Raw genomic sequence first — 12,878 nt, 5'->3', positions numbered from 1 at the left:
CGCACTAACTGTCCGCGGGGGGCTCCCCGGCTGCGCGCTCGCCCAGCCGGAACCTGCAGGCGCGCCCGCCACGGACCAGGCACTCCAGGTGCTGCACCGGCCGCCCGCTTGCCGCCTCCATGAACGCCAGGTCGAACCGGCAGACTTCCGGATGCGCCCGCGCGAGGGTGTGGAACACGCAGTTGTAGGCCTCCACCTGCGTCGCCCCGTCGCGGCGCACCGCCTGCGCCTCGTAGCCGAGCGCGTCCATCTGCGAGGCGAGCGCCGCGGCCGCGTCGTCGGCATCGGCTGGCACCGCCATGCCGCGACCCAGTTCGCGCCCCATGTCGACCAGCAGGGCCTGCACCTGCGCCGGCCCCGCGGTGGCGTACAGGTGCTCCAGCACGCGGGTCGCGATCAACCCGTAGTTGCGCGGGAACAGGTCGCGGCCGGCATCGGTCAGCAGGTAACACGCACGCGGCCGGCCGCCACTGGCGCGGGACCGGCCGCGGGTGACGAAGCCGCCGGCCAGCAACGCGGCCAGGTGCTGCCGCACCGCGTTGTGGCTGACCCGCAACGCGGTGCACAGCGCTTCGATGTCGAGCCCGTCCGCCGCCGGCAGCAGCGCGCGCAGCAGGTTCTGCTGGGTCGGACCGAAGCGCTGCAGCGCGGCCATGCTCAGCTGGCCCTGTCGGGAAACTGGCGGGCGATCGCGGCGGCCAGCGCATCGGCAATCACGTCCATGTGAGCCTGCATCGCCTGCCAAGTCTTCGCCTCGCCGGCCATGTCGCCTGCCATGATCTGCTGGATCTGGGCCGCATGGTGGCCGCCATGGGCGACCAGCAGGCCGCGCACGGCATCGGCCGGCAGGTAGGGGTTGGCGCCGCCCAGGAACACGGCGATCGCGTCGGCGTTGGCGACCAGCTCGTCCATCGCCGCCTGCGCGGCCGCGGCGTCGCCGTCGTGGCGGGCATCGGTCAGTGCCTTGACCGCGCCCCAGTGCCCGCCCAGCAGGGTCAGCATCTGCTTGCCGGCGGCGTCGCCGTAGAAGCCGCCCACCGCGTTGGCGATATCGCCGGCGTTGGCGACCACCGCGTCGGCGGCCTTCCGCACGGCGGCGGCGTCGGCGACTTCCACCGCCAGCGCGTAATCGCGGGTGGCAACCACGTGGCCGTGCCACAGGTCGCGCAGCGCTTGTTGCAGTTGCGGTGCCACCGGCGCGCGGGCGGCTGCCTCGGCCGCGATCGCGGGCACATGGGCATGCGGGACGGCCGGCGCGGTGGCGGCCGCCGGACCGGCGAGAAGCAGGGGCAGGGGCAGCAGGGGAACGGCAAGCGTGAGTGGCATCGGTTTCATGGCGGAATCCTCGTGGACCGCGGATCGCGGCAGCCCCAGCCTGCCGGCTTCCACCAGTTACTCAATCCGGATATGTGTAAAGCACCAGTGACGGCATCCGGATTACACCGTGCCGCACGGACGAGCGGTCAGCCGTGGCCGCGTTCCGGCAGCACCCAGTCGGGCCGGATGAAGTGGCAGGTGTAACCCTCGGGATAGCGCTCCAGGTAATCCTGGTGCTCGGGCTCGGCCTCCCAGAAGGCGCCGGCGGGCGCAACCTCGGTGACTACCTTGCCCGGCCACAACCCCGACGCCTCGACGTCGGCGATGGTGTCCACGGCCACGCGCTGCTGCGCGGGCGAGGTGTAGTAGATCGCCGAGCGGTACGACGTGCCGCGATCGTTGCCCTGCCGGTCCGGCGTGGTCGGGTCGTGGATCTGGAAGAAGAACTCCAGCAGCCGGCGGTAGCTCGTCTGCGCGGGGTCGAACACGATCTCGATCGCCTCGGCGTGGCTGCCGTGGTTGCGGTAGGTCGCGTTCGCCACGTCGCCGCCGCTGTAACCGACACGGGTCGAGAGCACGCCCGGCAGCTTGCGGATCAGGTCCTGCATGCCCCAGAAGCAGCCGCCGGCGAGGATCGCCTTCTCCGTGCCGGGGGCATCCGCGCGTTCGTCGCTCATCGCGTGTTCTCCGCGTCCACCACCTGGTCGAGGTAGGCGCCGTAGCCCTGCGCTTCCATCTGCTCGCGCGGGACGAACCGCAGCGACGCCGAGTTGATGCAGTAGCGCAGCCCGCCGCGGTCGGGCGGCCCGTCCGGGAACACGTGGCCGAGGTGGCTGTCGCCGTGGGTCGAGCGCACCTCGACCCGGACCATGCCGTGGCTGGTGTCGCGCAGCTCGCTGACGTGGGCGGGTTCGATCGGCCGGGTGAAGCTCGGCCAGCCGCAGCCGGACTCGTACTTGTCGCTGGACGCGAACAGCGGCTCGCCGGACACGATGTCGACGTAGATGCCCGGCGCCTTGTTGCCGAGGTACTCGCCGGTGCCGGGGTGCTCGGTGCCGCTGTGCTGGGTGACCCGGAACTGCTCGGGAGTGAGGCGCGCGATCGCGTCGGGATCCTTGCGGTACTGCGGCATGGCGAACTCCTGCGGCGGGAAACCCTGACTGCATGGGGCCCGACGGGCGGAACTCAACGCCCTACCGCGCCAGCCACGCGATCTTCGTCCGCGAAGGCGCGACCGCCGCCTACGACGCCGTCGGCGAGATCCCGGAGGTGATGCGCAGCCGCGTGCTGTCGCTGCGCGCGTTCGACCGCGACCACCTGATGGTCGACGCCGAACTGGTCGACGGCCGCGACGCGGAGGGCGCGATCATCCGGCTGCTGGCGAACGCGCAGGTCGACTACCTCCAGGCCCATTACGCCACCCGGGGCTGCTACGCCGGGCGCATCGCCCGCGCGTGACTCACGTTTCCCGGCGGACGGGTGGCCCGGACGACGGTCTCGGTGCCGCTCACGGCGTCGCCTCCAGCTGCAGGCGCGCCCGCTGTTCGCCCAGGCGGCCGACCGTGTCACCGTCCGGCGGCAGGTACGACAGCAGGTCGTCGATGCGGTGCGCCGCGGCCTGGCGCAGCACGCGATGGCCGTCCTCGCCAAGCACCCGCCGGGCATCGTCAAGCCGCAGCCGCTCGGCGCGCCCGCACAGCTTGCGGACGATGTTGATCGCGAACGGCGGACACAGCGCGCACTCCAGCGCGAGCGACGCGACCGCCGCCGTCGGCAGCTCGAGCACGCGCCGGCCGCGCCACAGCCGCCACGCGATCGAACCGATCACGGCGTACACCGCCACCATCCATGCCAGCAGCACGACCCCGGTGCCGAAGGTGCGCAGCACCAGCGGCAACCCCGGGAAGAACAGCACCATCAGCAGGGTCGCCCGCCGTCCGAACGGTCGCAGCGCGGCGAGGAAATGCCGGGTGTCGGCGCCGGACGGACCGCTCCCGCACGCCAGGCGCTCGACCGATACCGGCAGCAGCGCCCGCCCCGGTCGCAGCAGGTCGGGCAGCAGCGGGCGGCGGCCGGATAGCAGCACGGCGGCACCATCGCGTGCGCGCCAGCGGTTGCCCCGGCCTTCCAGCATGAACTCGTCGGCGTACAGCAGCCGGCCGGCGTCGAACGCGTACAGCGCACACGCGCCCGCCACCAGCAGCAGCTCGCCGGCCGGGATCACCGGCCGCCCTTCTTCCCGAAGCGCGACTTCAGCCACACGCCGATGCCGACCAGACCGGCCAGCAGCAGCTTCCACGCGGAGGCGAGGAACGCGCCGATGACGCCGAACAGGCCCTTCTTGCCGGCCGCCGCGACCGCACCGCCGGTGACCAGCGCGGCCAGCCCGTACTCGGCGACCCGGTCACCCGGCATGTAGTCGGCGTACCGCTCGCCGGCGTTGTACGCGAACCCGTCCATGCTCGCCTTGAACTCGGCCAGCCCGGCGTCGAAGTCCTCCGGGCGCGCCACCACCTGCACGCTCATCGTGCCCTTCCGCCCCAGCACGCGGGTGTTGTAGTTGATGCTGGTGTTGCCGGACTCGGAGTCGCGCAGCAGCGTCGCCCATTCCAGCGTGCGGGTGTCGGGGTTGTAGCGCGGCGGCACGTGCCAGCCCTCCAGCACCAGTTCCGACCAGCCGCGGCTGCGGCGCTCCTCGTTCGACGCGGCCTGGCTTTCCTGCAGCGAGGCGAGCAGTTCGTCGGCGTCCAGGCTCTCGTCGTCCTTGACGTAGCCTTCCTCGTAGAACGAGAAGTAGGCCTCCCACTTGTCGCTGGTCGGACCGAACAGGTACTCCTCGTCGGACGGGATGTTCTCGGTCCACTCCACGTAGCGGCGGGTCTCCGCGGCGTCGAGGAACACGTACTCGTCCGGGATCTCGATCGCCGCGCGCTGGCCGATCGCGCCCGTACCCGGGCCGCGCTGCCAGTCGAATGCCACCTGCGGTTGGCCGGCCTCCTGCGCCTGCACGCCGCCACCCGCCCACAGCACCGCCAGCAGCCCTGCGGCCGCGAAAAGCTTCTTCATTCCCCATCCCCTGTAGTCAGTCCATCGAGTCGCCGGTCCGCCATCCCCATGGCGCCGGCCCGGCGATCATCGCCACTGGACGCCCGGCTGTCACCGGGCTGTTAGGGCCGGATTCCCCCCGGGGCAGGCCCCGGGCCCGACGGCTATCCGCCCGGCCCGGCCAGCCATCGGCGCGCCTGCGCCTCCTCGCGGAACACGCGCGCCACCAGCCCGGCCGCGGTGGCCGAACGCTCGCAGTAGTCGATCTGGTCCAGCGCGAACGGTTTGACATGGGCGATGCGCACGCCGTCCAGTCCGCGGCCGAGCATGTTCGCCACCAGCGTCTTCCATTCCGACGCCGACAGCTCCTCGCCCTGGAGCTCGTCGACCAGCAGCAACCCACCGGACCGGCACAGCGCCAGCTCCTTCGCGATCGCCTCCCAGTAGCCGACCGTCGATTCCAGCGAGCGCACGCCGATCACCCGGGCGCGCAGCACGTCGTCATACGTCGAGAAAGCAATCAGGAATTCGCGGTCCAAGTCGGGCACCTCGCCGCTGGAGACTACCGCGTGGCGGGGCCGGGTGCAGGCCGCCACGACCGGGCGTGGCTCCGGGGCCGGCTAGCCCAGCAGCCATGCCGCCAGCGGATTGTCCGGATCGGCCAGCAGTTTCAGCGTCAGCGCCAGCGCCATCACCACCAGCAGCGGCCGGATCACCTTGCCGCCGACGCGCAGCGCGAGGTGCGCGCCGACCTGCCCGCCGGCGATGCTCGCCACCGCCATCACCAGGCCGACCGCCCACAGCACCTGGCCGCCGATCACCAGCGTGACCAGCGCAGCGACGTTGCTGGCGAGGTTGAGGAACTTGGTGTGCGCGGTCGCCGACACCAGTCCCATGCCGAACAGCGCGACCAGCACGGTGGTCAGGAACGAACCGGTGCCGGGGCCGAAGAAGCCGTCGTAGAACCCGATCACGGTGACGATGCCGACCAGCGCGCCGGCACCCAGGCGGCTGTGGCGGTCCTCCTCGGAGGCCTTGGGCGCCACGGTGAAATAAATCACCATCAGGATCAGCAGCACCGGGATCAGCCCGGCCAGGAATGCGGGATCGACCCGCTGCAATACCCACGCGCCGACCGCCGAGCCGATGAACGCGCCGACCGCCGGCCGGGCGAAGCGGCGGAAATCGATCCGCCCCTTGCGCGCGAACGCCACCACCGCGCTGGCGGTGCCGAAACTGCTCTGCAGCTTGTTGGTCGCGATCGCGTGCACCGGCGGCACCCCGGCCGCCATCAGCGCCGGGATCGTCAGCAGGCCGCCGCCACCGGCGATCGCGTCGATGACGCCGGCCACGAACGCCACTGCCATCAGCAGGGCAATGACTTCGATGCCGAGTTCCATGGGGCCTGCGCGGGCGGTCGACGGGTCCGCATTATCGACCGGCGCCGGCCACGGCGGACGCCAGCGACGCAAGCCGCCACGCCCCGCAATCCCCCGGTGAGTGCGGCTTCAGCCGCGACCTGTAGATCGCGTCCGAAGCCATCCAAGTCACTTGCGGATAACCAGCAGGAACGCCTACGCCGCGCCACCCTCCGGCGCCGCGTCCGCCGGAGCTTCCGCCGGCACCTCGCCATCCGCCGGCGTCGCCGCTGCGTCCGTCGCGTCGCCGGGCAGCGGCTCGGCCGGCGCTGCCACCGGCGTCTCCGGCGTCACCCGCCAGACCGTGTTCGACAGGTCGTCGGCGACGATCAGCGCGCCGCGCGGATCCACCGTCACCCCGACCGGTCGGCCGTAGGTGGTGCCGTCGACGTTGAAGCCGCTGACGAAGTCGATCGGGTCGCCCGCCGGGCGGCCGTTGCGGAACGGCACGAACACGACCTTGTAGCCGACCGGTTCGGCGCGGTTCCAGCTGCCGTGCTCGCCGACGAAGGCGCCGTCCGCGAACTGCGCGCCCATCGCCGGGACCGAGAAGTCCAGCCCGAGCGCGGCCACGTGCGAACCCAGCGCGTAGTCCGGCGCGATCGCCGAGGCGACCTTCTGCGGGTCCTGCGGCATCACCCGGGTGTCGACGTTCTGGCCCCAGTAGCTGTAGGGCCAGCCGTAGAAGCCGCCCTCGCGCACCGAGGTCAGGTAGTCCGGCACCAGGTTCGGGCCGAGCTCGTCGCGCTCGTTGACCACCGCCCACAGCTGGTCGGTGCCGGGCAGGAACGCCAGCGCGGTCGGGTTGCGCAGGCCGGTCGCGTACGGCTTGTGCATGCCGGTCCCGCGGTCGATCTGCCAGACCAGTGCGCGGTCGACCTCGGCGGTCATGCCGCGCTCGGTGATGTTGCTGTTGGAGCCGATGCCGACGTACAGGAACCGCCCGTCCGGGCTGGCAGTCATCGCCTTGGTCCAGTGGTGGTTGATCTCCGACGGCAGCAGCGTGATCGACTCCGGCTCGCCGCTGGCCTGGGTCTGGCCCTCGCGGTAGTCGAACCGCACCAGTTCGCCCTGGTTGGCGACGTACAGCGAGCCGTCGACGAACGCGAGCCCGTACGGCGCGTCGAGGTTGTCGGCGAACACCGACTGCAACTCGTAGGTGCCGTCGCCGTCGGCGTCACGCAGCAGGGTCAGGCGGTTGCCGCTCTTGACCGAGGTGTTGCCGGCGGCCTTGATCGGCCCGGCGATGATGTCCTTGGGCTTGAGCTTGGGCGCAGCGCCGCCGCGGCCCTCGGCGACGATGATGTCGCCGTTGGGCAGCACCAGCGTCTGCCGCGGGATCTGCAGGTCGGTGGCGATCGCGGTGATGCGGTAGCCGTCGGGCACGACCGGACGACGGTCGCCCCACTCGCCCGGTTCGGCGATGACCATGCTTGGCAGCAAGCCGCGCGAAGGCTCGGGCAGGGTCGGGTTGGCGCCGTATTCGGGCGGCGGCACGTCGTTGCCGGCACCACAGCCGGCCAGCAGCACCGCGGTGGTGGCGGCGGCGAGCACATGCAGCCGGTTCATGACACACCCCCTGCGCGGTAGCCCGAGAAGCCCAGCCAGGTCGCGACCACCGCCAGCACGGTGACCACCACCGACAGCACCAGCGCCTCCGGGAAGATCGCCCATGCGTCCTGCCCGTGCACCAGCGCGTTGATGAAACCCAGCACGAACGTCGCCAGCAGCACCAGGAAGGACAGCAGTCCATGTCGCCCGCCGCGGAACAGCCCGAAGATCGAGCACACCAGCGCCAGCCCGCACATCACCATCGCGCCGGCGATCAGCCACGAGGCGAAGTTGCTCCACTGGATGTGGTGGGTATTGCGGTACGCCCAGTCGCACAGCAGCCCGCCGAGGAACAGCGGCACCATCCCGGCGAGCAGGAACGCGTGCAGCGGATGGGTCGGCCGGCCCACACGCAGGCGGGTCCGTTCGTAGGTCGCAGCCATGCCTCTCCTCCTGACGGGTGCCTGAACAGCGGCAGCGCACCACAACGGGAGTGCACGGAAGGCGAAGGTGGGCGGCCCCGGCGTTCCCGCCGCGGGCCACACGCCTTCGCTCAGCGTTCCAGTCTCTGGGGCAGGTCGGAGACGGGACTGAAAACAAAGGCCTTGCCGCGCTTGTCCTGGACGAGCAGATCAAGCCCGACCAGTCCAAGCAGGTCCGCACGTGCAGTCGGATAGGTCACGCGGTGTGCTGTTTGGTGACCGGCGATCTCGTAGACGCTGCCGGGGTTTCTTATCGCATGCAGCAACAGTGAGCGCTGGCGGTGGTTCAGCCGCGCGCCGAGCGCCGACCCGGGTCGCAACAGCGTTTCGGCCTGGTTCCGTTCCTGCGCCTTTCTGGCCAGGTATCCGCGCAACCCTTCGACCGCCTTGATGATCACGTCGAGCTGGTGCGCCACGAAATAGCTAATGTCCGTGCCGTCGCTTTCGGTATGCAGGTAGGCGCGAACGTACTGCTGCGGCGCCCGCCTGAGGACGCTGGAAATGGAGATGTACTCCGACACCCAGTATCCCGAGCGCAGCATCATCCAGTAGAACAGCGCACGCGCCGTCCGGCCGTTCCCGTCGCAGAAGGGATGGTCGTAGCCGATCTGGAAATGGACCGCGATGGCGCGGATGATCGGGTGCAGGAACTCGCCGGTGTCGCCGTCGTTGGCGAAGTCACACAGCGCCTGCAGCCGTGCCGGAAGCTCGGCCGCCGGTGGAGGTACGTGCAGGGTGATGGTGGGGTCGCCCCGGTCCTGCACCACGACGTTGTCCTCGGCCGAACGCAGCCGTCCGGCTTGCGTGGGTTCGTCGATCGCATCCGTCATCAGCAGACGATGCATCCGCAGGATCATTCCGACGCTCAGTTCCTGGTCGCGGAGCGTCCGGAGCATCTGCATCATCGCGTAGTTGTTGTGGATCATCTGCTCGCTGCGGTCGCGTGGCGCGCGGCCGGTACTGAGCATTTCCTTGGCGACCTGACGGGTCGTCGATGCGCCTTCCAACTGCGAGGACGTCACTGCCTCCTCGATGAGCGAACGCATGAGGTAGTACTTGCGCGTGCTGTCATCGTCCACTGCCCCAGAGCTCTGGAGCGCGCCCGCGGCCTCCCGGTCGAGGAAATGCAGTTTGCGCTGCATGTTGCCGGTGAGCGATACCGCGAAGCGTCGCCCCTGCTTGTCCCGCAGAGGCAGCGGATGGGCGAGACCCTGTCGCGCGAGCTTTATCGCCGCCCACCATTCAAGGTTCGAAAGCCCATCCGGCGACGACAGATGCCGCAGGCGATCCCAATGCTCATAGACCCCCTCGACTTCCGGTCCGATCCCAAGGCGCATAAGCCCGCCCAGATCCAGATCGGAGGACCTGATTAGATCAGTCAGTTGCGGGGCAGGAACCGGAAGCTTCACGGCAACTATCAATTTGCTATAAAAGTCAGAAATATTTATAGCAAATTGATAGTTGCCGCAACCGCGGACCGCGCGCCCCCATCCGCGCGGCACGAAGACGGATGTTATGGTCCGGGTTCCCAAAGGATTGGCTGACAGGCAAAGGAGACGCCGTGCCCGACCGTATCGACTATGCGTTCATCGCCGCCCGCGAGGGTGCCCTCAGGCTGGACGGCTACGTCCCCGACGCGCGGTTCAGCCGCAGCGGAGTGACCATTGCCACCGGTTTCGACCTTGGCCAGCGCCACCGCATCGACCTGCTCGCGCTCGGGCTGCCGGCGCGCCTGATCGACCAGCTCGACCCGTACCTGGGCGTGACCCGGCAGGACGCGCGCACGCTGCTCGCCGAAAAGCCGCTGCGGATCACGATGGCGGATGCGCTGCTCATCAACAGCGCGTTCAAGGCCCGCTTCGTCGCGCGACTGGCGCACGACTACGGCGCATCCGTACTCAATCGCGACGGCATCGCGTTCTTCGACCTTCCGGCCGAGGCGCAGACGACGATCGCATCGGTCGCGTTCCAGTACGGCGACCTGGCCACCGCGGCGCCGCGGTTCTGGCGTACGGTCTGCCTGCAGGACTGGCGCGCCGCCGTCACCGAACTGCGCGCGTTCGGCGACCGTTACCCGACCCGCCGCAATCTGGAAGCGGACCTGTTGTCGCGCCTGCTGGAAACACCGGCCGTGGAGGCTGCGCGATGAGCGTCGCGCGGGCTGCGCTCGCGACCATGGTCGTTGCATTGGGCGCCTGTGCATCGGCGCCGTCCGGCGCGGGCGGGGTGCAGGTTTTCAACGCGGAACTGCGCGCGGCGCTGGATGACGTGGCGGCGGCGATGGCGGCGGAACGTTCGCCGCTGCAGCTGCCATCCGGTACCACCGTCACGACCTGCGACGGGTACCTGCAGCAGTCGGGCGGCATCGACCGCGAGGACCCCGAATTGATGGCCGCATTGCAGGACTACGTGATCTGCGATTCGCTCGCCCTGCTCCAGCGCGCGCGGCCCGTACCGCTCGCGCCGACCAGCGCCGGCCACGCCCTGGCGACCCGGCTGGATTTCCGCAGCTTCCCGTCTTCGCGCGGGCCGCGCGTCACCGCGCAGGCATACACCTTCGAAACACTGGTCGACGAGCCGCTGGCGATCGATGCGAACGCGGCGACGCTGGATGCCGCCGACTGGTTCATGCGGGTCGAGCGCGTCGCCGCCGCCGACTTCGACGGCGACGGGCGCGAGGACTGGCTGTTGTGGATCGGCGATGACTCGGCTGCCGGCAGTTACCGGTCCTTCGACGCGGTGGTGATCCGCGACGCGGCCCGCGCGGGGCTGCTGACCGCGTTCCCGCTGCGCTGACAACGAGCCGTCGTGCTATCGCACCGACCCGAACGACAAGGCCCGGGAGTCACCCCGGGCCTTGTCTGGCCAAGCGCTTGAAACGGGACGGTCAGGCCTTCTTCTCGTCCGCGATCCACTGGTCGATCTTGCGCTCCAGCAGGGTCAGCGGCAGCGCGCCGCCGCCGAGGATGGCGTCGTGGAAGCCGCGGATGTCGAAGTCGTCACCGAGTGCCTTCTCGGCGCGCGCGCGCAGCTCCTGGATCCTGATCATGCCGATCTTGTAGCTGGTCGCCTGGCCCGGCCAGGTGATGTAGCGGCCCACCTCGGCCTCGATCGCCTCCTGCGGGATCGAGCTGTTGGCGGCGAAGTAGTCGACCGCCTGCTGCTGGGTCCAGCCCTTGGCATGCAGGCCGGTGTCGACCACCAGCCGGATCGCGCGCCACATCTCGCTGGTCAGCCGGCCGTACTCCGAGTACGGGTCGGTGTAGGTGCCCGGCATCTCGCGCGCCAGCCACTCCGAGTACAGGCCCCAGCCTTCCGAGTAGGCGCTGAAGCCGGCCTGCTTGCGGAACTCCGGCACGCCCTCCAGCTCCTGCGCGATGGCGATCTGCATGTGGTGGCCCGGCAGGCCCTCGTGGTAGGCGATGACCTCCAGCTCGGTCTTCGGCATCGCGTTCATGTCGGACAGGTGGGCGTAGTACACGCCCGGGCGCGAACCGTCCGGCGTGCTCGGGTAGTAATGCTGGGCGGCGCCGGCGACCTCGCGGAACGGCTCGACGCGCTTGACCACCAGGTCCGCCTTCGGCAGCAGGCCGAAGTAATCCGGTAGCTGCTGCTTGATCGTCTCGATCGCCTTGGTGGCGTCGTCGATGTAGGCCTGCCGGCCGGCATCGGTGTTGGGGTACTTGAACCGTGGGTCGGTGCGGACGAAGTGGAAGAACGCCTTGAGGTCGCCCTTGAAGCCGACGCGGTCCTTCAGCGCCTCCATCTCGCCGCGCAGGCGCGCCACCTCGTCGAGGCCGATTTGATGCACCTGGTCGGGGGTGAGGTTGGTGGTGGTCGACGCGGCGAGGCGCTCGGCGTAGTACGCGGCGCCGTTGGGATGGGTGGTGCCGACGCCGGACGGATTTTCCAGCGCGTTCGGCAGGTCGGCCCTGAACCACGCGATCACGTCGGCGTAGGCCGGCTGCACCGCCTCCACCAGCGCCGCGCGCGCCCCGGCCTTGAGCTCGGCGGCACGGGCGGCGTCGATCTTGCCGGCCTTCACCAGCGCGTCGGCCTTGGCCTGCGCGTCGGCCCACAACGCGCTGTCGGGACCGTCGGTGAACGGCGCGCCGGTGACGACCTTGGTCGCCTGGTCGATCACGCCCTCGTGGGCGAAGCGCGGTGGGCGGATGCCCTGCGCGGCCGAACGCTCCACCTGGTCCATCAGCTGCCCGAACGCACGCGGCACTTGGCGCAGGCGCGAGACGTAGGCGGTGTAGTCGGACTCGTCCTCGACCTTGTGGAAGTTGATCAGGAAGGTCGGCAGCTGCGCCTGCATGCCGCCCATCTGCTCGAACGGGTAGCCGTGGTCATCGAACCGGTGCGACTTCTGCGCGGTGCGGGTCTGGTACTCGAACAGGTCCCACGACAGCTGCGGGCCGTCGCTCAATGCCTCGTAGTCGAAGGTCGCCTTCATCTCCTCCAGCGCCGCGACCTGCCACGCCAGCCGCTTGTCGGCGGCCTCGCGCGACAGGTCGTCGATCTCGCCGTAGCGGTCCTTGCGGCCGAGGAAGGTCATCTGGATCGGGCTGAACTGCAGCTGCTCCTCGTACTTGCGCTCGAACCACGCGTTGATGCGCGCGTCTTCGGAGGTGGCGGCCGCCTGCGCGGTGGTGGTGGCGGGCGCGGTGCCGGTGGTGGCCGTCGGCGCGGTGGTCGCGCACGCGGTCAGCAGGGCCAGGGACAGGGCGGACAGGACGAGGGTGCGGCGCATGGCGGCTCCGGTTGGGTGGGAGCGAGGCTCCCGGACCGGTCGATCATGCCGAAAGGACCGGCCCGGCGGAGGTGCCGAAAGGCCGGGGCGACCACCGCGGTGGTGTTGGCGCCGGCCTAGCGGCCCGCGGGCCTACTGGAACGCCAGCACCAGCACGCGCAGCGCCTCGCGCGAGCGGCGGTCGGTGACCGCGCTGTAGAGCATCACCTCCTGCGCCGGCACCGGCGGCAGCGACAGCCGCCGGCCGACGTCGACCGTGCCCGGCGGCGCCGCCCGGCGCGCCAGCAGCGCGACCGCCAGCCCGCCGGC

15 protein-coding genes are annotated in these 12,878 nt (G+C 70.3%); 3 read left to right on the top strand and 12 right to left on the bottom strand.

Annotated elements, in window-relative coordinates; all coding sequences use genetic code 11:
• Positions 1–4: 4 nt before the first annotated feature.
• The 4 genes from N799_RS11075 to msrB all read right to left on the bottom strand — a co-directional run bounded on the left by N799_RS11075 (position 5) and on the right by msrB (position 2,449).
• Positions 5–655 carry a helix-turn-helix transcriptional regulator gene (locus N799_RS11075; protein ID WP_036212325.1) on the bottom strand — a complete coding sequence of 217 codons (651 nt, stop codon included), beginning with the start codon at positions 653–655 and terminating at the stop codon, positions 5–7.
• Between the two features lie 2 nt (positions 656–657).
• Entirely contained in the window at positions 658–1,335 is a 678-nt protein-coding gene (locus N799_RS11070) for a hypothetical protein (protein ID WP_203225053.1), read from the bottom strand.
• Between the two features lie 128 nt (positions 1,336–1,463).
• Complete coding sequence (gene msrA / locus N799_RS11065) at positions 1,464–1,994, bottom strand: peptide-methionine (S)-S-oxide reductase MsrA (RefSeq protein WP_036212323.1); 531 nt, start codon at positions 1,992–1,994, stop codon at positions 1,464–1,466.
• On the bottom strand, positions 1,991–2,449 hold the full coding sequence (gene msrB / locus N799_RS11060) for a peptide-methionine (R)-S-oxide reductase MsrB (protein WP_036212320.1): 459 nt from the start codon (positions 2,447–2,449) through the stop codon (positions 1,991–1,993). The genes msrA and msrB overlap by 4 nt, the downstream gene beginning before the upstream one ends.
• Before the next feature lie 32 nt (positions 2,450–2,481).
• Between msrB and N799_RS11055 the strand changes: the two genes are divergently transcribed.
• Complete coding sequence (locus N799_RS11055; RefSeq protein WP_052101491.1) at positions 2,482–2,775, top strand: DUF1203 domain-containing protein; 294 nt, start codon at positions 2,482–2,484, stop codon at positions 2,773–2,775.
• 49 nt (positions 2,776–2,824) lie between these two features.
• On the opposite strand, the gene N799_RS11050 is transcribed toward N799_RS11055, so the two are convergent.
• From N799_RS11050 to N799_RS11020, 7 genes are all read right to left on the bottom strand, one after another.
• Positions 2,825–3,541, bottom strand: coding sequence for a hypothetical protein (locus tag N799_RS11050; protein WP_036212318.1), 717 nt, complete (start codon positions 3,539–3,541; stop codon positions 2,825–2,827).
• Positions 3,538–4,383, bottom strand: a complete 846-nt coding sequence (locus tag N799_RS11045) for a DUF2167 domain-containing protein (RefSeq protein ID WP_036212316.1) — start codon at positions 4,381–4,383, stop codon at positions 3,538–3,540. The genes N799_RS11050 and N799_RS11045 overlap by 4 nt, the downstream gene beginning before the upstream one ends.
• A gap of 143 nt (positions 4,384–4,526) precedes the next feature.
• On the bottom strand, positions 4,527–4,901 hold the full coding sequence (locus N799_RS11040; RefSeq protein WP_152597932.1) for a hypothetical protein: 375 nt from the start codon (positions 4,899–4,901) through the stop codon (positions 4,527–4,529).
• 81 nt (positions 4,902–4,982) lie between these two features.
• On the bottom strand, positions 4,983–5,762 hold the full coding sequence (locus N799_RS11035; protein ID WP_036212313.1) for a TSUP family transporter: 780 nt from the start codon (positions 5,760–5,762) through the stop codon (positions 4,983–4,985).
• A gap of 174 nt (positions 5,763–5,936) precedes the next feature.
• The gene (locus N799_RS11030; RefSeq protein ID WP_081974988.1) at positions 5,937–7,349 is read right to left on the bottom strand and encodes a PQQ-dependent sugar dehydrogenase; all 1,413 of its coding nucleotides are present in this window, start codon (positions 7,347–7,349) and stop codon (positions 5,937–5,939) included.
• Entirely contained in the window at positions 7,346–7,774 is a 429-nt protein-coding gene (locus N799_RS11025; protein WP_036212312.1) for a DUF2231 domain-containing protein, read from the bottom strand. Before N799_RS11025 ends, N799_RS11030 begins: the two co-directional genes overlap by 4 nt.
• 110 nt (positions 7,775–7,884) lie before the next feature.
• Positions 7,885–9,222, bottom strand: coding sequence for a Fic family protein (locus tag N799_RS11020; protein ID WP_036212310.1), 1,338 nt, complete (start codon positions 9,220–9,222; stop codon positions 7,885–7,887).
• Positions 9,223–9,374: 152 nt separating this feature from the next.
• Between N799_RS11020 and N799_RS11015 the strand changes: the two genes are divergently transcribed.
• Together N799_RS11015 and N799_RS11010 are read left to right on the top strand one after the other, a co-directional pair.
• Entirely contained in the window at positions 9,375–9,962 is a 588-nt protein-coding gene (locus N799_RS11015) for a pesticin C-terminus-like muramidase (RefSeq protein WP_036212308.1), read from the top strand.
• Positions 9,959–10,609: a hypothetical protein gene (locus tag N799_RS11010; RefSeq protein WP_152597931.1), complete on the top strand. Its 651-nt coding sequence runs from the start codon at positions 9,959–9,961 to the stop codon at positions 10,607–10,609. The genes N799_RS11015 and N799_RS11010 overlap by 4 nt, the downstream gene beginning before the upstream one ends.
• 91 nt (positions 10,610–10,700) lie before the next feature.
• Here the strand turns inward: N799_RS11010 and N799_RS11005 are convergent, their stop codons facing one another.
• Entirely contained in the window at positions 10,701–12,569 is a 1,869-nt protein-coding gene (locus N799_RS11005; protein WP_036212304.1) for a DUF885 domain-containing protein, read from the bottom strand.
• Between the last annotated feature and the right edge of the window lie 309 nt (positions 12,570–12,878).

The sequence above is a fragment of the Lysobacter arseniciresistens ZS79 genome (genome assembly GCF_000768335.1).
Classification (GTDB): Bacteria; Pseudomonadota; Gammaproteobacteria; order Xanthomonadales; family Xanthomonadaceae; genus Novilysobacter; species Novilysobacter arseniciresistens.
The sequence above is the reverse complement of the archived record's forward strand: the minus strand, read 5'-3'. Positions and strand labels throughout refer to the sequence as shown.

Excerpts from the sequence above, each read along its gene's own strand:
- N799_RS11035 (WP_036212313.1), bottom strand. The coding sequence starts at position 5,762 with ATGGAACTCGGCATCGAAGTCATTGCCCTGCTGATGGCAGTGGCGTTC.
- N799_RS11045 (WP_036212316.1), bottom strand. The coding sequence starts at position 4,383 with ATGAAGAAGCTTTTCGCGGCCGCAGGGCTGCTGGCGGTGCTGTGGGCG.
- N799_RS11030 (WP_081974988.1), bottom strand. The coding sequence starts at position 7,349 with ATGAACCGGCTGCATGTGCTCGCCGCCGCCACCACCGCGGTGCTGCTG.
- N799_RS11070 (WP_203225053.1), bottom strand. The coding sequence starts at position 1,335 with ATGAAACCGATGCCACTCACGCTTGCCGTTCCCCTGCTGCCCCTGCCC.
- N799_RS11005 (WP_036212304.1), bottom strand. The coding sequence starts at position 12,569 with ATGCGCCGCACCCTCGTCCTGTCCGCCCTGTCCCTGGCCCTGCTGACC.
- N799_RS11025 (WP_036212312.1), bottom strand. The coding sequence starts at position 7,774 with ATGGCTGCGACCTACGAACGGACCCGCCTGCGTGTGGGCCGGCCGACC.
- msrA (WP_036212323.1), bottom strand. The coding sequence starts at position 1,994 with ATGAGCGACGAACGCGCGGATGCCCCCGGCACGGAGAAGGCGATCCTC.
- N799_RS11010 (WP_152597931.1), top strand. The coding sequence starts at position 9,959 with ATGAGCGTCGCGCGGGCTGCGCTCGCGACCATGGTCGTTGCATTGGGC.
- N799_RS11055 (WP_052101491.1), top strand. The coding sequence starts at position 2,482 with ATGGGGCCCGACGGGCGGAACTCAACGCCCTACCGCGCCAGCCACGCG.
- N799_RS11075 (WP_036212325.1), bottom strand. The coding sequence starts at position 655 with ATGGCCGCGCTGCAGCGCTTCGGTCCGACCCAGCAGAACCTGCTGCGC.
- msrB (WP_036212320.1), bottom strand. The coding sequence starts at position 2,449 with ATGCCGCAGTACCGCAAGGATCCCGACGCGATCGCGCGCCTCACTCCC.